This is a genomic window from Streptantibioticus silvisoli (assembly GCF_027947535.2).
GTDB classification, from domain to species: Bacteria; Actinomycetota; Actinomycetes; order Streptomycetales; family Streptomycetaceae; genus Streptantibioticus_C; species Streptantibioticus_C silvisoli.
In genome coordinates, this window is sequence record NZ_JAAGKO020000004.1 from 117,508 (window position 1) to 137,118 (window position 19,611).

The 19,611-nt window shown below is 73.7% G+C and carries 15 protein-coding genes; 9 read left to right on the top strand and 6 right to left on the bottom strand.

Going from position 1 to position 19,611, the window contains the following annotated elements; genetic code table 11:
* Positions 1-273: 273 nt before the first annotated feature.
* The 3 genes from POF43_RS04540 to POF43_RS04550 all read left to right on the top strand — a co-directional run bounded on the left by POF43_RS04540 (position 274) and on the right by POF43_RS04550 (position 3,794).
* Positions 274-501 (top strand): hypothetical protein, encoded by a 228-nt coding sequence (locus POF43_RS04540; protein ID WP_282704414.1) that lies wholly within the window; start codon positions 274-276, stop codon positions 499-501.
* 211 nt (positions 502-712) lie between these two features.
* A complete protein-coding gene (locus POF43_RS04545; protein WP_282704415.1) occupies positions 713-3,610 on the top strand; it encodes a condensation domain-containing protein in 2,898 nt (965 codons plus the stop codon).
* A gap of 10 nt (positions 3,611-3,620) precedes the next feature.
* Positions 3,621-3,794: a hypothetical protein gene (locus tag POF43_RS04550; RefSeq protein WP_271325537.1), complete on the top strand. Its 174-nt coding sequence runs from the start codon at positions 3,621-3,623 to the stop codon at positions 3,792-3,794.
* A 132-nt stretch (positions 3,795-3,926) separates the two neighbouring features.
* Here POF43_RS04550 and POF43_RS04555 read toward each other — a convergent pair whose 3' ends face one another.
* Positions 3,927-4,442, bottom strand: coding sequence for a hypothetical protein (locus POF43_RS04555; RefSeq protein WP_271325536.1), 516 nt, complete (start codon positions 4,440-4,442; stop codon positions 3,927-3,929).
* Positions 4,443-5,644: 1,202 nt separating this feature from the next.
* Here POF43_RS04555 and POF43_RS04560 point away from each other — a divergent pair.
* Positions 5,645-5,857 (top strand): hypothetical protein, encoded by a 213-nt coding sequence (locus POF43_RS04560; RefSeq protein ID WP_271318860.1) that lies wholly within the window; start codon positions 5,645-5,647, stop codon positions 5,855-5,857.
* A gap of 740 nt (positions 5,858-6,597) precedes the next feature.
* Here the strand turns inward: POF43_RS04560 and POF43_RS04565 are convergent.
* The 3 genes from POF43_RS04565 to POF43_RS04575 all read right to left on the bottom strand — a co-directional run bounded on the left by POF43_RS04565 (position 6,598) and on the right by POF43_RS04575 (position 8,672).
* Complete coding sequence (locus POF43_RS04565) at positions 6,598-7,275, bottom strand: LAETG motif-containing sortase-dependent surface protein (protein WP_282704416.1); 678 nt, start codon at positions 7,273-7,275, stop codon at positions 6,598-6,600.
* 468 nt (positions 7,276-7,743) lie between these two features.
* Positions 7,744-7,974, bottom strand: coding sequence for a DUF8825 domain-containing protein (locus POF43_RS04570; RefSeq protein WP_271318183.1), 231 nt, complete (start codon positions 7,972-7,974; stop codon positions 7,744-7,746).
* 68 nt (positions 7,975-8,042) lie between these two features.
* Positions 8,043-8,672 (bottom strand): tetratricopeptide repeat protein, encoded by a 630-nt coding sequence (locus POF43_RS04575; RefSeq protein ID WP_271325667.1) that lies wholly within the window; start codon positions 8,670-8,672, stop codon positions 8,043-8,045.
* A 1,291-nt stretch (positions 8,673-9,963) separates the two neighbouring features.
* On the opposite strand from POF43_RS04575, the gene POF43_RS04580 reads away from it, so the two are divergent.
* Entirely contained in the window at positions 9,964-11,403 is a 1,440-nt protein-coding gene (locus POF43_RS04580; protein WP_282704417.1) for an MFS transporter, read from the top strand.
* Positions 11,404-13,530: 2,127 nt separating this feature from the next.
* Here the strand turns inward: POF43_RS04580 and POF43_RS04585 are convergent.
* Positions 13,531-14,892 (bottom strand): cytochrome P450, encoded by a 1,362-nt coding sequence (locus POF43_RS04585; RefSeq protein ID WP_271325540.1) that lies wholly within the window; start codon positions 14,890-14,892, stop codon positions 13,531-13,533.
* A 108-nt stretch (positions 14,893-15,000) separates the two neighbouring features.
* The gene (locus POF43_RS04590) at positions 15,001-15,735 is read right to left on the bottom strand and encodes a hypothetical protein (protein ID WP_271325541.1); all 735 of its coding nucleotides are present in this window, start codon (positions 15,733-15,735) and stop codon (positions 15,001-15,003) included.
* Positions 15,736-15,959: 224 nt separating this feature from the next.
* Here POF43_RS04590 and POF43_RS04595 point away from each other — a divergent pair, with 224 nt between their 5' ends.
* From POF43_RS04595 to POF43_RS04610, 4 genes are all read left to right on the top strand, one after another.
* The gene (locus tag POF43_RS04595) at positions 15,960-16,418 is read left to right on the top strand and encodes a GNAT family N-acetyltransferase (RefSeq protein WP_271325542.1); all 459 of its coding nucleotides are present in this window, start codon (positions 15,960-15,962) and stop codon (positions 16,416-16,418) included.
* A gap of 236 nt (positions 16,419-16,654) precedes the next feature.
* Positions 16,655-17,581, top strand: a complete 927-nt coding sequence (locus tag POF43_RS04600) for a YihY/virulence factor BrkB family protein (protein WP_271317180.1) — start codon at positions 16,655-16,657, stop codon at positions 17,579-17,581.
* Between the two features lie 285 nt (positions 17,582-17,866).
* Entirely contained in the window at positions 17,867-18,556 is a 690-nt protein-coding gene (locus POF43_RS04605; RefSeq protein ID WP_271324987.1) for a 4a-hydroxytetrahydrobiopterin dehydratase family protein, read from the top strand.
* Positions 18,557-18,764: 208 nt separating this feature from the next.
* Positions 18,765-19,550, top strand: a complete 786-nt coding sequence (locus tag POF43_RS04610; RefSeq protein WP_271324988.1) for an arylamine N-acetyltransferase family protein — start codon at positions 18,765-18,767, stop codon at positions 19,548-19,550.
* The last annotated feature ends 61 nt before the right edge of the window (positions 19,551-19,611 follow it).

Sequence of the window (19,611 nt, forward strand, 5' to 3'; positions counted from 1 at the left end):
AGGACCGCGCGGAGCCGGGGAAGCCGGGAGGCGGACCGCTCGCGGGCGCCTTCGGCCAGGACCACCCCATCGTCCCGCCGCGAACCGGGGCGATCCAGGCAACCGACCGGCAATTGGGTCGGATGTCGCTGGGCGGGGTGTCTTTGGGGGCGGGGTTGCTGGGGTGGGGTGGTGTTGCTGGGGTGGGGTGGTGTTGCTCGGGGTGGTGCGGGCCGGACGTCACCGGGGCGGCGAGGGGTGGGCCGGGCGCCGGTCGCTCCTACACTGCCGTTCATGAACTCCATACGCTGTACGCAGTGCGGGGCGGTCGGGCTGGAGGACGGATTCCTGCTGGACGCCGGTGAGGGGTCGCGGGGGTTCGCGCGGTGGGTCGAGGGCGCGCTGGAGAAGGGGCTCCTCGGCGGCGCGAAGCGGATGGGCCGCCCCCGCAGGCAGATCGAGGCCTTCCGGTGCCCCGGGTGCGGGCACCTGGAACTGTTCGCCACCGAGAGCACCCGCTGACCCCGCCCGCCGAACCGTCGAGGACCCCGTCCCCGTCCCCGCCCCCACGGCCGGCCGCCGCGCACCGCCCACGGACGCGCCCCCGCCGGCCTGCTCGGGGGGATTGCCGGTCGGATACCTGGTCACCGGGGTCGTCGCGCCGCCAGCATCGGGGGCGGACGGTGGGGTGAGGCCGGTGCGGCCGGCGCGCCGGAAAGGTGGTCGGGCTTCGATGAACGCACGCCCCGCGCGGCAGGCGCTGCCGTTGACGGCCGCCCAACGCGGCGTCTGGGCCGCCCATCGGCTCGCGCCGGGATCGTCCGCGTACAACCTCGCGCACTACTCGGAGATCCGCGGCCCGGTCGACGCCCGGCTGCTCGCGCGGGCGGTACGGCACGCCGAGGGGGAGTGCGGGACGTTCGACGTGCGCCTGGCGGCCGTCGACCAGGGCGCCGGCGCCACACAGGAGTTGACGGCCGGCGGCACCTCCGGGTGGCAGTCGGTGGACCTCCGCCGCGAGAGCGACCCGCGGACCGCCGCTCAGGCGTGGATGGAACGGGACCGCGCCACCGCCCCTGACCTGGTGACCGGCGTCCTGGCCCGCGCCGCACTCCTGCGCCTCGGCGACGACCACTACTTCTGGTACCGACGCTGCCACCACATCCTGACCGACACGTTCGGCGCGCTCGTGCTCGCCCGGCGGATCGCCGAGGTCTACGAGGCGCTGCTGGCCGGCGAGGGCGACCCGGCCGGCGACCCGCTGGGCCGGCTGACGACGCTGCTGGCCGACGAGGCCGCCTACCGGGCGTCGCCGGAGTACGCCGCGGACCGCGCCTACTGGGCCGACCGGCTGGCGGACCGCGCTCCTGTGCCCAGCCTGGCGCCCGGCGCGCCGGCCGGCCCGGCCGCGCGCCCGATCACCTCACTGGTGACGCTGTCGCCGGACGAACTCGGCGCCCTGCACGCCGCCGGCCGCCAGGCCCGCACCCCGTGGACCGTGCCGCTGCTCGCCGCCGTCGGCGCGTTCCTGCACCGCGTGACCGGCCGGCCGGACATCACCCTCGGCGTCCCGGTGACCGCACGGCGCGGCGCGCAGATGCTGACGATCCCCGGCATGGTCGCCAACCGGCTGCCGCTGCGGCTCGCGATCGACCCGGCCATGACCCGCACCGACCTGCTGCGCCATGTCACCACCCGGCTGGGCGAGTTGATGGCCCACCAGCGGTACCCCCACGACGACCTGTGCCGCGACCTGCGCCGACCGGACCGCGACGAGCACCTGTTCGGTCTGCTGGTGGACATCACCCCGATCAGCGCGGACCTGAGGTTCGCCGGCCGCACCACGACGGTGACCACCCTGTCCGGCGGCCCGGTACCGGACCTCACCGTCAACTTCCGCCCCGGCGCCGAGAGCAAGGGCCTGGAGTGCGAGTTCCTGGCCCACCCCGACCGCTACACCCAGCACGACGTCACCACCCACCAGCGCCGATTCATCACCTTCCTGCGGGCACTGGCCACCGCGGAGGGGGACTCTCCCATCGGTGGATTGGGGGTGGGGGTGGGGGTGGGGTTGATGGCGGGGGATGTGGATCGCGTTGGTCGGGTTGGGGGCGTTGGGGGCGGCGGTCGCGTCGGAGGTGTCGGGAGCATCCGGGGCGTCGATCGGGCTGGGGGTGCGGGGGACGTCGACCGTGCCGGGCGTCAGGTGCGGATGCGGGGCTTCAGCGCCGAACCCGGCGAGGTCGAGGACGTACTGGCGTCCGCCGCCCGGGTGTCCCGCACCGGGTTCGCGCTGACCGCGCTCGACGTCCTCCGCCACAAAACGGTGGCCGCGATGGGCGCGCACGCCTCCGCCATCGAGGGCTCCCGGTCCGCCGCAGAACGTGGCGACCCCGTCAGGCCTCCCTCCGGCGAACCCGCCCGGCCCGACGCCCGCCGCTCCACGTTCGACGCCCCGCAGGACGTGCTGCCGCGCGGCCCGTTACCGGCGCCCCCGCGCCCCCGCGCCGAATCCGCCGACCGCTTCGGCGAGGACCCCGGCAACGGCGACCCGTCCGCCCCGGACAACACGCAGCAGGTCTTCGGCCTCCGCGGTCCCGTCGACGCGGACGCGCTGCACAGCGTGTGCCGCCAGCTCGTGCGTCGCCACCCGGTGCTGCGGACCGTCTTCGGGCGTGACGAAGCGGGCCGGGCCGTACGGCTGATCGCGAACGAGATCGACGTGCCGTTCTCCGTACAGGACGTGCGCGGCGCGGCACCGAACGAGCGGGCACACCGCCTGGCCGTGCTGCTCGCCCAGGACAAGCGAACCCGGTTCCGGCCGGACGAACGCCCTTTGCTGCGCTTCACCCTGATCCACCTCGGCCCCGACGGTCACCTGCTGGTGCTCACCGGCCACCCCGCCCTGCGCGACGGCCACTCGCTGCCGCTGGTCCTGCGCGACCTGTCCGCACTCCACACGGCGACCCGATCCGCAGCCGGTGGCACCGGGCCCGACGCTGCGGGGGCGATCGGTGACAGGGCCGACGCCACGGGAGGTGCTCGCACCGGTTCTGTTGGCACTGGTTCTGTTCGCACCGGAGCCGTTGGCACCGGAGGCGTTCGCACCCGAGTCGATGGCACCCGAGTCGATGGCACCGGAGCCGTTGGCACCGGAGGCGTTCGCACCGGAGGCGTTCGCACCGGAGCCGTTCGCACCGGTTCCGTTCGCACCCGAGGCGATGGCACCGGAGCCGTTGGCACCGGTCCCGAGGCCGCCGGTCCCGAGGCCCTCGACACCGGGACCGTCGGCACCGGGACCCCCGGCGCCCCGGACGCGGTCGATGGGCTGCCGCCCGTGGTGCCGTTCCGTGCCTACCTGGACCGATCGACCGCAGTGAACCCGGCGACGGCACACACGGCTCGGCGACGGGACAGCGTCAAGCTGGCCGCGCCGGCGGAACCGGACGTCGAGTACCCCGCCGGCCCGCCTTCGCCGTTGGACGCCGACCGCTCCCAGAAGCTGACGCGCGTCCTCGACCCCACGACCGACGACGAGCGGTTGGGCGGTCGCCTCCGCCCTCCCGGGCGCCCGGGCAGCCTTCGGCGAGGGGCGGCCGACGAGCGCATGCGCCCTCCAACGCCCCGCTGAGCAAACGGAGTTGCTCGACGAAACCCACACCACCTCCACCGTCTTCGAGAACGCTCCCAAGGACCGTGCCGCCATCGGCCGCCGACTGCCGGGGCTGGGTCTCGCGGTCGAGAAGGGCAGTGCCGCCGACGCCGGCCACGACCCCCTCGACCTCATCGCCGCCCCGGGCCGCGTCCGGACCTGACCCCTGGCGTACCGGGCTCGCACACCCCCCTTTCCTCGCCCGCGCGTCACTTCCTCCCACTCGGCGGACCGTGACTGGGCGTGGGCGTGGGCGTGGTCATGGTCATGGACGTGGGCGGTTGCGGCTGGCGGGTCAGGCGGCGCCGATCGGCCGTACGCCGTTCACCGCCTGCTTGCCGCGCGCCCTCACCACCACCGTCTCGCCCGCCAGGCTCAGGGCGACCATCATGACCAGGCTCGCCTGCGCCACCGTGTGCGAGGCGTTGACGTGCGAGGCCCCGGTGCCTATGCCCAGCCGGACGGCGAACGTCACGAGCCACAGCACCACCGTCAGCGGCGTGTACCGCGCGTACAGCTCGCCCTCGCGCAGGAACATGCGCACCGTCGTGCCCCGTATCGCGCCCAGGGCCAGCGAGACCACAGTTCCCACGCCGAGCAGCACGACGTCACCCTCGGTCAGGTGGCTCGGGTACGAGACGCCCACCGCGGTCCCGATCAGCACCGCGCCGTACACCGCCATGATCGCTATGACGATCGGCGCCCGCCCGCCGTAGACCCTGCGACCGCGCATGCGCCGCACGATGAGCAGGGCCATGATGACGACGACGACCGCCGTCTGCAGGGCTTCGTTGTGGCTCGATGTATTCACGAAATGGATTCTACGGTAATTCCGTCCCGAGTGGCCTCTGAATTCTCGTGAAGATTTATCCATCAATACCCTGATGGATAGGGTGGATATCCCCTAAGTGACCCTGAATTCATCCCTGAGATGACCCTGATCCCGCCCCGGCTCCACCCCGAGGGTGCCCCGGACATCCACCCGCAAGACCTCGCTCCGTACCAGGTCAAACGGCCTTTGGTGGGCGGACGCCCCTGCGTTGTCCCGCGCGCCAGCCGCTGCGGCGCACCCTCGCCGACGTGCCGGAAGCCGAGAGACGATGCGAGCGCCGGGGAAGCCCGGCCGCGACTGGTCGAACCATGACAAGCGCCGACGCAGAATGGAAAAGGATGGTGATCGGACAGGGTGGCGGTGGACGGGGAGCCGAAAGGGCGGAATTCGCATGGAGAGGCGGGGAGCGGAGGCTGCGGCGTGGCTGGGGGGTAAAGAGCGGCGCCGGTGCGAGCCCGTTCCGTACCCGACCCCTCGACTCCGGGGGTGTCCCCGACCGCGAGGCTGATCCCGTTCGCGGCGCCGGCACCGGCGCCGACTGCGACTCTGACTTCGACTGCGTCGCGCACGCTCCGGTTGCGTTGCGCACGCTCCGGCTGCGTTGCCCCGCCCCGCCCGCTGCGGCCGGCCCCGCCCCGCCCAGCTCGCACCGCCCCGCCCAGCTCGCACCGCCCCGCCCGCGCTGCACCGCTCCGCCCGCGTCGCCCCGATCCCGCCCGCGTTGTCCCGCCCCGTTCGCCTCGCCTCGCCCGCGGCCTCGCCTGCGCCGCCTCGCCCCCGACCGCGCCGCCTCGCCCCCGCGTCACCCCGATTCCGGCCAGGCCGCCGAACCGGCCCTGCCGCCGACCCCGTTCGCGGGCGCCACCCCGTTCGTGGTGACGGGGTGATGGGGGCACGGGGGCACGGGGGTACGGAGCGACGGGGGCATGGGGGACTGGACGACGCTTCACCGTGGTGGCCGTCGGGCCGGGCGTCGGTCGGGCGCTCGACCCGGCATCCGGCAACTCATGCACGCCGAGGAGGAGTTGGCGGAAAAATACGCGTGAAAGGTCTCCACGCGGCCCACGCATTCCTTTACAGTTCGCGCCAAGGCGCCCGGGGGACCCCGTGGAGGCCTACGGCCCAAAGCCGTTGCGCATCAACCGTGTTGAGAACCTCCACCGAACCCTGAGGGGCATGCCATGAAGCACACCAAGGGCACCCGCGTCGCCGCCGTAGCCGCCACCCTGCTGGCCGCCGGCCTCGTCGCCGCCGGTCCGGCCAGCGCCGCCGAGACCCACGCCGCACCGCGCGTCAGCGCCAACCAGCTGCACGCCAGCATCATCAAGGCCGCCGCCGCCACCGACACCTCCGACGTCCTCAGCACCGGCCCGGCGGGCTTCCTGGAGGCCTGATCCTCCGGCGGTTCGAACCGCCGCCCGGGTCGGCACCGTAACGGCCGCCGGCCCGGGTACGTCCGCCGGCGTCCGGCGTGACCCCGGCTCCGCCTGCCCTCGAACGCCCCGGCCTCGCAGCGCCCGCGTTTCGGTCCCGCCGTCACCGCCGTCCGGCCCCGTGGCGCCCGCGTCCCGGTCCCGCCGTCCGGCTCCCCGCGCCATTCCGCCCGGCGCCGGTGCGACTCCTTCGGCGCCGAGCCCGCCGTACCGCGCGCTAGTGCCGCGTACCGCGCGCCGCCTACCGCGTCCAAGCCCTGCGTGGCGCTTCACCCGGCACCCGTGACCGCGTACCGCTGTCGACGGTGTACGGACGCTGTGGCTAACGGCCCGCGGCCTCCCGCTTCCCCGTCCAACAGGCGGGCGCGGGCCGCATCCGGACGTCCGCGCGCGCCCCGCTTCTCCGCAGGCCGCCAACCACCCCCACCCCGGCCGCCGTTCGCGCCCGCTGCCCGCGCTCACCCTCCGTCCGCACCCACCCTCCGTCCGCGCCCTCCCACCGTTCGCGCGATCCGTCCGCACCCTCAGCCCGCCGCACCCACCGTTCGCGGACGCCGTCCGCGCGATCCGTCCGCGCGATCCGTCCGCGCGATCCGTCCGCGCCCACCGTTCCCCGTGGTGGGAACGCGGAAGGCCCGTCCCTGGGTGGGACGGGCCTTCCGGTGGTGGAGCGTGTGTGGCGGGATGCCGGGTGGAGCAGGTCAGTTGTGACGACCGGCGGAGCGACGGCGGACCATGATGAGCGCGCCGCCACCGACGATCACCAGGGCCGCGGCGATGCCGAGCATCGGGGTGGTGTTGCTGCCGCCACCGGTCTCGGCGAGCGAGCTGCCGGCGCTGGACTGCGAGGCGGCCGGGGCCGGGGCGACGGAGGCGCTCTGGCTCGGCGAGCTGGTGGCCTCGGTGCTCGGGGTGGACGACGCCGACTTGCTCGGCGTCGGCTGGGCCGGGGTCGAGGGGGCGGCCGGGGCGGACGGCGTGGTGCCGCAGTCGACGGCCGGCGCGGCCGGGTGCGTCGAGGAGTCGCTGTCGACGTTGTAGCGGTCCGACTTCACGTGGACCGTGTAGGTCGCACCGGACTGCCACGGCACCGTGATGGTGGTGGTCACGCCCTGGGCGGTCGGGTTCTCGATGCGGCCGGTGCCGAGCACGGTGCCGGGCGCGCTGGCCAGCGCCACGGTGATGGTGGCGGCGGTGCCGGAGCCGTCCTTGTCGGTCACCGTGATGGCGGCCTGCGGGGTGGCGCTGCTGGTGTCGCACGCCGCGGTCGAGTTGACGGTGAAGTCGCCGATCTGGCAGGCGAAAGCACTCGTCGACGCGAGAAGGGCGGAACCAACTCCCAGGGCACCGGCGACGATGAGCCCGCGCTTGGATATCACACGTTCCTCCAGGAAAAGTCAGTGCGCCCAATTGGCCCTGGGTCGCGGGGCGTCGTCTGCCGAAATCACGTGGTCTACGAAGTGAATCGGACCGGCCGATTGACCTCGGTGGACGACGAAAAGGATTTGGGGATCGGCGGTGCCACACATCGTCAACAATGGCAGCCTCACTGTCAACTGCTCCAGAACACGACATTCGGGCACGAGTCCGTCTTGTCTTCCGGCGTGTCCGGAACGCCTCGTTCGGACGGTCGCCCGACCCGGTCCGGCCGCCGCCGACCCCCACAACCCGCTGGCCTCAGGGAACGTCGTTCCGGCAGCGTTCCGTCGTCCCCGTTCCGTCTCGTCGGTACGTCCTGGAGGGGTCCGTGAAAGCGGATGGGGAGAATCCGTGAAGGTTTGCCGTTCGTCGGTCTCCGCGGGCGGCTCTTCGCCGGACGGCGGAACGTGCGCCGGGGGCGACCGGGGTCACTGGTCCGCCTCGGACCAGGCGGCCTGCTTGAGCGCCATCCGGGCGGCCGGTACGCCGCTGGGCAGGCAGGTCCAGTAGGGGTGGGTGGATATCCGGACCGACAGCCGCAGCAGCTCGCGCCGCAGGACCGTGGTTTGCGCCGTGTGCTGGGACGTTGCGAGTCGGTGGTACACGGCGTACCAGGCGCGCTGGGCCTCCATGAGGTCGTCAGGAAAGGTGTGGTTCACGCAGCTATTCAAGCACGTGTTCGATTTTCGCCGCAGCACCCTCCCGGGTGAACCTCGGGGGTGTGTCGTCAGCCCTGGCCGGAGCCGTCCGGGTCGGCGCGGCGGTCGGCCGGGCCGTCGCCGCCCGCCTCTTCTCCGCCGGTCCCTTCGCTGCCGGCCTCTTCACCGCTCGCCTCTTCGGCCGCCCGTGCCCGTGCCGCCGACGCCCGCAGTTCGGTGGCCCGGCGGGTCCCGCCGCGGCGTTCCAGCAGCTCGGCGAGATAGTCCATGGCGTACGGATCGCCCATTTCGGTCGCCCGTTCGAACGCGTGGACCGCCCGCGTCTCGTCGCCGTGGTCGCGGAAGGCGACGCCGAGCGCGGTGATGGGGAACGTCTCGTCCTGGGCGAGGATCCGGCCGGACCAGTCGAGTGCGGTGGCCGGGTCGTCACGTCCCAGGGCGAGGCGGACCAGGCCGAGCATGGCGTCGGCGTCGCCGAGACGGGCGGCCCGCTGCCAGATCAGGTGGGCCTGGTTGGTGTCGCCCGCCATCAGGTACAACGTGCCGAGATTGAAACCGGCGCCGGCGTTGCCCGCGTCCCAGGCACGCAGCAGCCAGGCACGGGCCGGTTCGCGGTGGCCTTCGAGGTGCAGCGCGGTGCCGTAGTTCGCCATCGCGACGGGGTCGCCGCCGCGCGCCTCCTCCGCCAGCCGGGCCATCGCGGCCGCCGACCGCCCGCGGCCGGCACCGAGCGCCGGTACACCCCGGGCCGCGTCGGCCGAGCGGCGCGGAACGGGAACGCCGGGCAGCGAAGCGGAACCGCCCGGCGGCGGCGCTGTCCGGCCCGGCAGGCGGGGGGTGCCCGGGCCGGACGCAGGTTGCGGAGCGCGGGTCGTCGGGCGGCCGTCGGGGTCCCGGCCGCGCGGGGTGGCCGCACCCTCGGACGTGGTCGGCCGACCGCCGTCACGGCGCCGTTTCCACCAGCGGATCACGGCTCACCTCCGGCGAGTTGGAGCACCGGCGCGGCCTGCCGGTCCACGTCATCCTACGTACCCCGGCCCCGCGCACCAGGGCCGGTGAACGGGCACCGGTTCGGGAGGGGCGGTTCGGGGAGGGGGTGCGAAGGTGGCAGCAACTCGCCGTCTGGGCAGGGGAGTTCACGGATACGGCCCTGCTGACGGTGAACCGCTGGCGCGAGGGCGGGAGTTCGGCGGCCGGTCCCTTCCTGCGGTGAGCGGCGGCCGGAAACGGCACGGGCCGGGGCGGTTGGTCGCACGGAGATCGCCGACACCGGCGCAGGTGATCGCCCACGTCAGCGCAGGTGATTGCCCACACCAGCAGCCGTGTTGGGCGTGGCGCGCACGCTCCGGGTGAGGGGCTGCCTTGCTGGGGGCGAGGGTTCGGTGCCGTGGGCATCGGCGTGGAGTCCCGCTGTCGCTGGGGGAGTTCGGGGTGGTGCCCGGGGCGGCGCTTCGGACGGTGCTGGGGGCGCGCGATGAACGGCCGCTCCTGAAAGCGGAATCGGTGCGGGCGGAGGAGTGGGGGTGGTGGGTTGCGTTGGGTGGGGCGCGTTGGGTGGGGGCGCGTGTCGGGTGGGGTGCCGAACGTACCTGGTGAGAGGCGGGAGTTCGGCGCGGGTTCGTGGGCCGGTGTGGTGGGGCGCGTTGCACGGGAGAGGGGCGGTTCTGGCCGGGCGGCGTCCCCCTGTGCGGGTGAAACACCAGTCGCTGCGGTGGAGTCCGGCAACGTCCGTTCCTCGGCCGTCTGTTCGACGAGCAGGCTTACGTGGACGCTGGGTTGGGCGCCGATGCATGGGCCCGGCCGCGGTGGGGTCGCGAGGCGGGAAGGGGGCTGGCGTCGTTTGCCGCCGGGACGGGGCCGGTGCCGTCCGGGGGCACCTTCACGTGACGTGAACCGCTGCCCTCAGCAACGGAGTTCGGCGGCGCCGTCCCCACGACTGGCCCTACCGTGGACCGCGCACGCGACAGGCTCTGAGGCGGTGGGGGTGGGATGGCCGGTACGCCGGATGGGCGGGCGGTCGGGGCGCGGACCCGGCGGGCCCGGGTGGCGGTGACGGCGGTGTTCTTCGTGCACGGTGCGGTGTTCGCCTCCTGGGCCGCGCGCATCCCGGAGGTGAAGGACCAACTGCACCTGTCAGCGGGGGTGTTGGGCCTCGTGCTGGCCGGGCCCGGAGTCGGAGCGCTGGCCGGCAGCCAGGTGGGCGGCCTCGCGGTACGGCGGTTCGGCGGCCGTGCGATCAGCGGGTGCGCGCCGCTGGTGCTGTGCCTGCCGCTCGGCCTGGTTCCGCTGGCCCGGTCCGCCGGAATGCTCGCCGCCCTGCTGGTTCTGCTGGGCGCGGCGGACGGCGCCACGTCGGTGGCGATGAACGCCCAGGCCCTCGCCGTACAGCGGGTCTACGGCCGCTCGGTCCTCAACGCGATGCACGCCGTCCGCAGCCTCGGCGCGGTCGCGGGCGGCCTCGCCGCGGCGGCCACCGCCGCGCTGTCGCTGCCGCAGACCGACCAGTTCGTGGTCACCGCGGTCACGCTAGCCACCGTCTCCGCGCTCGCCGCGTGCGGCCTTCAGCCGGAGCAACACGTACTCGCTACGGGGGAGTTGGCCTCGGCTGTCCTTTCGACGGGTGAGGTTGGCGAGGTTGGCGAGGTTGGCGATACGGGCGAGGTGGGTGACGCTGGCGGCACGGTGGGCGTGGTGGGTGCCGCCGGTTCGAACGGTTCGGACGGTTCGGGGGGTTCGGGTGGTTCGGCCGGGCCGGGTGGTTCGGGCGACGTGCGTGATCCGAGCGAGCCAGGAGTCCCGGCCGGCCGGGCGCGTCAAGTGCTGCTGGCTCTCGCGCTGATGGCGTTCTTCGGCTCGTTGATCGAGGACGCGCCGGCCTCCTGGAGCGGGGTCTACCTGCGGCACGCGGGCGCCGGCGCGGCGGTGGCCGCGACCGGGTACGCCGCGTTCTGCGCCGGCGAGGTGGCGACCCGGATGCTCAACGACCGGCTGGTCGACCGGCTGGGCTGGGTGCGGTTGATCCGGACCGGCACGCTGGGCTGCGCGGTCGTGCTGACGGTCGCGCTGCTGGTGGGGCGGCCTGCGGTGATGCTGGCGGCGCTGGTGTGTGCCGGTGCCGGGGTCAGCGCGGTCTTCCCCGGTGCGTTCGCCGGGGCGGGGGCACTGCCGGGGTCCGGGCCCGCGCTGGCTCAGGTCGGGTTCGCCGGCAACGCGGGCTGGCTCGCGGTCTCCCCGCTCATCGGCGGCCTCGCCACCGCCGCCGGGCTGTCCGTCGCCTTCGGACTGCTGCCGCTGGCTGCCCTGGTCATCGCCGCACTGGCCGGTGCGACCCGCGCGGGGACGCCGTCGGGGGTGGCGCGGCGGGGCGACGGGAACGCGAAGGCGCGACAGGGCGCACGGAACGCGGTGCGGGTGCCGCGGCGGAAATAGCCGTGTGGCTCAAGGGAATTGATCTACGGAATTCCGAAGTCGCCCTGCGATAAAGGCAGTTACGACTTGCGCGTGCATACGTGGTTCGCTCGCCCTGCGCATGTGTGGTGCTGTCAACGAAATGATCGTGATCGGCGGAGCAGTAACTGTCCGATACCGCTGGAGGACCTCCGCGACCCACCGCACCGGGAATGTCGAGAACCGGCGACGTGTATGTGATCGTTTTCGTGAACCGCGCTGCGGCCGTGCTCCAGTTGTCCTCCAGCCGTCTTTCAGTCGTGCTCCGGCCGAGAGCTCATGGCCGGGAGGTTGGCGGGGGATGTTATCCACAGGCTGTGGATGGATTGCGTGCTTCAACTAGCCGTCACGACGCGATGCGCTGATGTCACGTAGAGTAACCAGTGTGTTGGAAGGGGCGGCACCGGTACCGCCCGTGGCCCGGACGGCTTCGGCTGTCCGACGCCGTGACCGCGTGCGGGAGACCGTCACGTCGATCGCGGCGCATTCGCTGGAGGGGGAGGACGGAGCTGGACGAAGATGACCGAGAAGAACGCGAAGACGCTCGTGCAGGTGAGCAGGTGAGCAGGTGAGCGGGTGAGCAGGTGATCGCGGAGGTGGTGAGGGGATCCCGAAGGCGATGAGGGGATCGCCGGAGGTGAGGGCCGGGTCGGCGCCCAGGCGAGCGGGTGCGGATCCGAGCGGTGCGGTGCGGACGAAGCTGGTCGATGGAGCGGACGTAACTGATCGATGGAGAGGTGAGAAGCATGTTGGTGTCAGCGAACAGATCCTCAACGCCTGCGCGGTGCGCGGACCCCGCACACGTTGCGCGACGCGGTCCGCCGGGCCGCACAGTCGCGGGCTGCCGTTTGGCCGTTGCTGGCGGTGGCAGGCCGTAGCAGGCCGTGGCTGGGCGGTGGAGCGCCGCGTCGAGCCCTGACCGACGGTGGCAGACCGGGTCGACGTTGCGGATCGCCGGCCATCGCGGACGGCCCGACCTGTCGTGGCTCCGCTGACAGGGCCCGGTCAGCGGGGTCGGCAAGGTCGGCAAGGTCGGCGGGGCTGGCGGGGTCGGCGGGGTCGGCGAGGTGGCCCGCAGCGGACGGAGGCAGAGGCATGACGGCGGAACTCGGTGTCCGGGCCGAGGTTCCGGTGGATCACCCTCGACGCGACGGTCTCAGTGCGACGGTCTCAGTGCGACGGCCTACGCGCGACGGCCTGGGTGCCCGAGCCGTGCAACTGGAGCGTGCGACGGGGGCGGTGCGTCAAGGCCGGGGCACGCGGCCGCGGCCCCGCGCGGCCGACCCGCAGCGGCCGCCGAAGATCCGCCGCGGTCCGAACCCGCGTTCGTGAACCTCCGCCGCAGTCCGAACCCGCGTTCCTGAACATCCGCCGCAGTCCGAACTCCGTTCCGCCATCCGGGAGTTCGTGCACCGTACCCTCCCGCAGTCCGAACCCCCGCCCGCCAAGCGGGAGCCCGGTGACCGAGTGCTCGCCGCCATCCGAACTCCCGCCCGCCGCGGGGGCCGGCGGAGGCGTAGCCGGACGAGGTGCGCGCCCGGCGACGTCAGCGCCGCCATGGGGTGAAAGGCGGGATCGCCGCCATGAGGTGAAGGCGGGCGGGGTGCGGCGTGGGGGCACCGGCGCCCGACCGCGCTCGGAGCGCGACGTCCGCGTGACGCCGCTGCCCCTGTCGCCGTGCCCGGATTCCGGACGAGTTCGGCAACCCCGGCCCGCCACCTCCGCCCAACCGCTGGTGCCCGCTGGCGGACCGGCGGACCGTTCGATACGGCCAGGCACGCCTGCCTGCGCCCGTGCCGTCTCTGTCCGGTGCGCCCGCCCGCGCCGGTCGGCGCGACTCACGAAGCGTCGGTGCCGTCCGCCGTGGCTCGACATGGCCCGCCGTGCGGCCGGCGCGGCCCGCCACGGCCCACGCCGACCGCCGTAGCCCACGACGCGTCGCCGCCGTCCGCCACGGCCAGGCGCGGCCCGGCACAGCCCGCAACACCCCGCCACCGCCCGCCACCGCTCCCCGCCGTCCGCCACGCCAGCGCAGCCCGCAGCACCCCACCGCCGTCCGCCACCACCCGCCCCGTCCGCTCCGCCTCCGCCCCGGTGACGGACCCGGCCTCACCCCGTCAGGCGTGTCAGGGTCACCGGGAGGCCGTCCTTGGGGATCGGGAGGGTGGTCATGTCGAGGGTCCAGGTGTAGTCGGCAGGTACCGACCAGGCGTGGGACAGGAGGAGTTGGTGCATGACGGCCTTGATCTGCGCGTCGGCGAAGTACAGGCCGATGCACTTGTGGACGCCGCCGCCGAAGGGGAACCAGGCGTACTGGTGGGTGATCTCGTGCCGTCGGGCGTCGCTGAACCGGTCGGGGTCGAACGTCTCGGGGTCGGGCCAGTGTTCGGGCATCCGGTGGTTGGTGAAGTTGGCGACGGAGACCAGCGTGCCGGCCGGGATGTGGTGGCCGAGGACGGCGGTGTCGCGTACCGCGACGCGCGGCAGCATGGGCACCGGCGGGCACAGCCGCAGCGCCTCGCGCATCACGTGGTCGAGCGACGGGAGCGCGGCGAGGTCGGCCGGGGTGACCCGGTCGGTGCCGAGGGCGCGGGACTCGGCACGGCAGCGGTCCTGCCACTGCGGGTGCCGGGCCAGGTGGTAGGCCATCGAGGTCATCGCGATGGTGGTGGTGTCGTGCGCGGCCATCAGCGCGAAGATCATGTGGTTGACGACGTCGGCGTCGGTGAAGCGTTCGCCCTCCTCGGACTGTGCGCAGCACAGTGCGGCGAACAGGTCGTCGCCGCCGTCGCGCCGTTTGGCGGGGATGTGCTGCCGGAAGAAGTCGACGAGCACGTTCCGCGCCTTCAGCCCCCGGCTCCAGCGCAGGCCGGGGACCGGGAAGCGGACCACCGACAGCCCGGCGCGCACCGCCGCGGTGAACGCGTCGCCCACCCGTCTGACCTCGGACGGGCCGAGGTCGAGGCCGGTGAAGACGTCGAGGGCCATGTCGAGGGTGAGCCGTTTGAGGTGCGGCAGCATGGGGAACGGACCGGGGCGCCAGGCCGACATGCCGTGCGCGGCGCTGTCGTTCATCCGGGCGAGGTAGCCGGCGATGCGGTCGCGGGTGAACGCCTGCTGCATGATGCGCCGGTGGTGCAGGTGCTCCTCGAAGTCGAGCAGCATGATGCCGCGTTCGAAGAACGGCCCGATGAAGAAGCCCCAGGCGGGACCGTTGGCGAAGGCCTTGTCGCGGTTGCCCAGCACCGCCTGCGCGGCGTCCGGCCCCTGGACGGTGACCATCCGCCGTCCGAGGAAACCGCCCCACGACACCGGGCCGTGGCGCTGGTAGCGGCCCCGGTTGAGACGGACCGGATCGCGGATGGTGTGCAACGCGTAGCCCACATAGGGCAGTCCGCGGTCCCCCGGCACCGGCAGCAGCCCGCTGCCGGGCGGCGCGGGGGCGAGGACGGCCGGGGCCCGGCTCTTCACCGGACGTGACGCTGGACGGTTCACGGCAGCTGGCCTTTCGCTCGCACGGGCCTTCCTGTTCAACTCCCCTATTCCACCGGGGGAAACGGTCGCCACGCCGGAATCCGGTCATATCGGCACGGGGCCGGACGGGCCGGAGGGATCGGCGTGGCGGGAGGAGCCACCGTCGGGGAGCGGATCGCGAAGTGTCGCCTGTGCCCGCGCCGGCGGCTGTGCGAGCGCCCGCGTCAGTGCTTGTGCCGGTGCCTCCGGCGGCGCATCCGGAAGTACCTCCGACAACGCCTGCGTCAGGGCCCGTTCGGCCGGTCCGGTCAGGGGTTCGCGCAGGTCCAGCAGGTGCGGCAGTGCCTGCGGGCCGCTCCTCGCCAGCGTTCTGATCGCCTGTGGCGCCACGGGTTCCAGCGACGCCAGCCGGGTCAGGACGCTGCGGTCGTAGCCGTAGACCCGGCCGTCGAGCAGGGCCAGACCCAGCCAGACCGTTTCGCGGCGGGTGCCGCGCCGGGTCAGGTGGCGTGCCGCGTGTTCCAGCCGTTCCTCCGGCAACGCGCCGAGCGGCCGCAGCAGCCGTACGACGCCCTCGATCGCGCGGGGGCCGAAGCCCAGGATGCCGTCGGGAGCGGGGAGCGGTCCGGGGTGGTCGGCCGTCGACAGTACGCGGTGCAGTTCGGCCGCCGCTTCCGCCAGCAGTCGGGGGAGGTCGTTGGGGCGGTGCCGTGGCCGGTTCTTCCACGCTTCGGCGTCAGGCAGGGGTATATCGGCGGAAATCTTGCTGTTCCGCATGCGCATCGCGCGCGTGTAGTAGGGCTCGGCGCGGCGGGCCGGGGCCGCTTCGTCGCGGGTCACCGCAGGGGGATGGACTCGATTCCGTTCGTCATGCGCCGCATGCTGGCACCCGAGCCGGCGGCCCGGCAAAAGGATTTCCCTCCCAGGCGCGGGCCCGGGAAGAATGCCGGACACCCCACCGCGCCCCGGCGTGTTCGTGACGCGGGCACCCGGCCCCGCCACGCCGCGCCGCCAGCCATCGCCATCGCCCCGCGATCACCACCGCCACTCCGACAGGAGCCCCCGTGACCTCTTCGCTTCGACCGGCCGAGGTGGCGGACCTGCCCTTCGTGCTGCGGTCCGAACGTTCGTACATGCAGACGATCGAACCCGCCAACGAGCAGCGCTGGACGGCGGCGATCGACCGTAATCTGGCGCTGTGGATCGACTGCCTGCCGCGCACCCTCGTGCTGGATGTCGACGGTGAAGCGGCCGGTTACCAGATGTGGCTGCCGACCGGCGACAGCGCGACGCTGGTCAGCATCCACGTTGTCGCGCGGCACCGCCGCCGGGGGTTCGGCCGCCTGCTGCTCGACGCCTACGCCGAGCAGGCCCGCGCGGCCGGCCACGTCGACCTGTGCCTCGGCGTCCACCGCGACAATCCGGCGGCGCCGATCTACGCCGCCGCCGGCTACGTCCACACCGGCGACGACGGGGACTACCGCATGATGGCGCTCGGCACCGCGGCCCGGTCGGCCGACTGAAGGCCGCGGCCCCCGCCGCCCCCGCCCCAGCACCCTCACTCCGCCGCCCGGCCCCCACCCCGCCGCCCGGCCCTCACCCGCGCCCGGTCCGCCGCCCGGCCCCCGCCGTTCGCCGGTGCCGGAGGTTATCCACAGAGGCTGGGGATAACCGACCGGAAGCGGGGCATGCGGACCACCGTTACGCTGCGGCGGGAGCAACCCGGTGCGGGGCTCGGCGAGGGAAGAAGGCGCGGGGCATGGGTGGGGCGGGCGGACGCGAGGGACCGAAGAGCGGCTGGTGGGCCGCGGTGCGGCGGACGCCGCTGACCGCGTGGAACCAGGACGTGACGGACTGGGCCGCCGCGCTGACGTATTACGCGGTGCTGGCGCTGTTCCCGGTGCTGCTGGTGGTGCTGTCGGTGATCGGGCTGTCGATTCCGGCGGCCACGCCCGCGGTGATCGACCACCTGACGGACATCGTTCCCGCCGAGTCGCGGGGGCTGCTGCGGGACGCGCTGCGGCACACCGACGGCGGTTCGGCGTGGCTGCTGATCGCGTTCGGCGGGGTCAGCGGTATGTGGTCGGGGTCGAGCTACCTGGCCGTCTTCCGGCGGGCGCTGCACGCGATGCACCAGGAGAGCGCGCACCGGCCGGTGTGGAAGACCGCGCCGCTGATCCTGCTGACCACGGTGACGATCATCGTGATGCTGCTGGTGAGCAGCATCGCGCTGCTGGTCTCCGGGGACCTGGCGCACCGGCTGGGTGACGCGGTGGGCGTCGGCGGCGCGGCGCTGGCGGCGTGGGGGGTGCTGCGCTGGGTGGTGCTGCTGGCGGTCGCGGTGGTGCTGATCCTCCTGCTGTACCGCTCGGGCCCGGAACACGCGCGCGGCGTGCGGCGGATGGCGCCCGGCGGCGCGCTGGCGGTGCTGCTGCTGATGGCGGTGTCGTTCGGGTTCACCGAGTACGCCGCGCACGTCTCGACGTACCACCGCGTCTACGGTTCGCTGGCCGGCCTCGTCGTCTTCCTCATCTGGCTGTGGCTGTCCAACCTGGCGCTGCTGCTCGGCGCGCTGTTCAACGTCGAGCTGGCCCGCTCGCCGGCCACCCGCGTACTCCCGTCGCCGGCCCGCTGGTTCCGGCGCGGGTCACCACGACCGCCCAGGCGCGGCGAGCTGACGGATTGACCGGCTGATCGGCTGACCGGTTGACCGGCTGATCGACTGCGTGTCTGGCCGCTTGCCTGATGATCCGACCGCGCGGCTGACGTGGCGCCGTCTGCCACGTATCCGTTCAGTACGTACTCGTCTGCCACGTATCCGTTCAGTACGTACTCGTCCGCCACGCACCCGTCCAGCACGTACCCGTCTGCCACGCACCCCGTTCAGCCCGGACCCGCCCACCGCCTGTCCGGCTGACCGGCCGAAGCCGCACGCGGCGCCGTTGTCAGTGGTGGCTGCGAGGATGCGTGTATGGAGGAGACACTGAGTCGACGGGATGCCTCGGACGCGGTGAGCGGGCTGGGGTGGCGGTATCTGCTGGGCACGTTGCGCGCCTCGGTGGTGGTCGGGTCGATGGCCCGGGCGGCCTCGGTCGCGGCGGAGGCGGTCGCGGCGTGCGGCGCGGACGCGGACGGGCATCTGCGGGCCGACCTGCGGGCGGACCGGGTCGTCCTCACGCTCCAGACGCTGGACCGGGCGGCGCTGACCGCGCTCGACGTGGACCTCGCCCGGCGGATCTCGGACACCGTGCGGCAGGCCGGACTGCGCACGGAGCCGGAGACCGGCACGGGTGCGGCGCGGTCGGTCCAGCAACTGGAGATCGCGATCGACGCGCTCGACATCGCCGCGATCCGGCCGTTCTGGCGGGCCGTGACGGGGTACGTCGCCGAACCGGGCGCCGACGGTCCCCGGGACCCGCTCGTGGACCCGGTCGGGCAGGGGCCGGCGATCTGGTTCCAGCAGATGGACGCGCCGCGCCCGCAGCGCAACCGCGTCCACTTCGACATATGCGTCCCGCACGACGAGGCGCCCCGGCGTCTCGCCGCCGCGCTCGCCGCCGGCGGCCGCCTGCTGGACGAGGAGGCCGCTCCCGCCTTCTGGGTGCTCGCCGACGCCGAGGGCAACGAGGCGTGCGTGACGACCTGGCAGGGCCGCGACTGACCGCCCGCGTTGAGCCGTGATGCCCGCGTCGGGCCGTGATGCCCGCGTCGCGCTGCGGTGCCTGTGCCGGATCCCGATGCCACCGGCGACCCCCCGGCGGGAACGCCAGCGACGCCCCGGCGGGAACCCCGGCGAACCCCCGGAGGGACTCCCGGCGTAGGTCCAACGGCCTATGGCGTGGCGGGACGTGTTCCGGCCTACTGGGGGGATGGACGAGGCGGCGGTGGAGGCGTATCTCGCGCGGATCGGTGTGGGGCGGCCGGTGCGGACGGACGCGGTGGCGTTGGCGGAGCTGCACCGGCGGCACCAGATGGCGGTGCCGTTCGAGAACCTGAGCGTGCACCTGGGCGAGCCGGTGCGGCTGGAGGCCGGCGCGCTGGTGGAGAAGATCGTCGCGCGGCGGCGCGGCGGCTTCTGCTACGAGTTGAACGGCGCGTTCGCGGCGCTGCTGACCGCGCTCGGGTATCCGGTGACGTTGCTGGCCGGGCGGGTCCACGGCAAGGACGGGCGGCCGGGACCGCCGTTCGACCATCTGGCGCTGTCGGTGGAGGCGTCGGGGCGGCGGTGGCTGGCGGACGTGGGGTTCGGGCGGTTCGCGACGCACCCGCTGCTGCTGGACGAACGCGGTGAACAGGCGGACCCCGGCGGGGTGTTCGCGGTTTCCGAGGACGGCCGGGGAGATCTGCTGGTGACGCGGGACGGTGCGCCGGGTTACCTGCTGGAGCCGCGGGGCCGGGAGCTGGCGGACTTCCGGGTGGCGGCGTGGTGGCAGTGCACGTCGCCGGAGTCGGCGTTCACCAGGTCCCTGGTCTGCTCGCTGCTGACCGGCGACGGCCACGTCACGCTCAGCGGCCGCCGGCTCGTCGTGACCGGCGCGGCCGGCCGCCGCGAGACCGAACTGCCCGACGACGCCGCCGTGCTGACCGCGTACCGCGACCACTTCGGCATCGCCCTGGACCACGTACCGCGAGCGAGGGCGGACACCGCGCGCTGAACGCGGCCGGGCACCGCGCTGAACGCGGCCCGTTGCCGGACCCCCTGCACCGGCTCGCGTT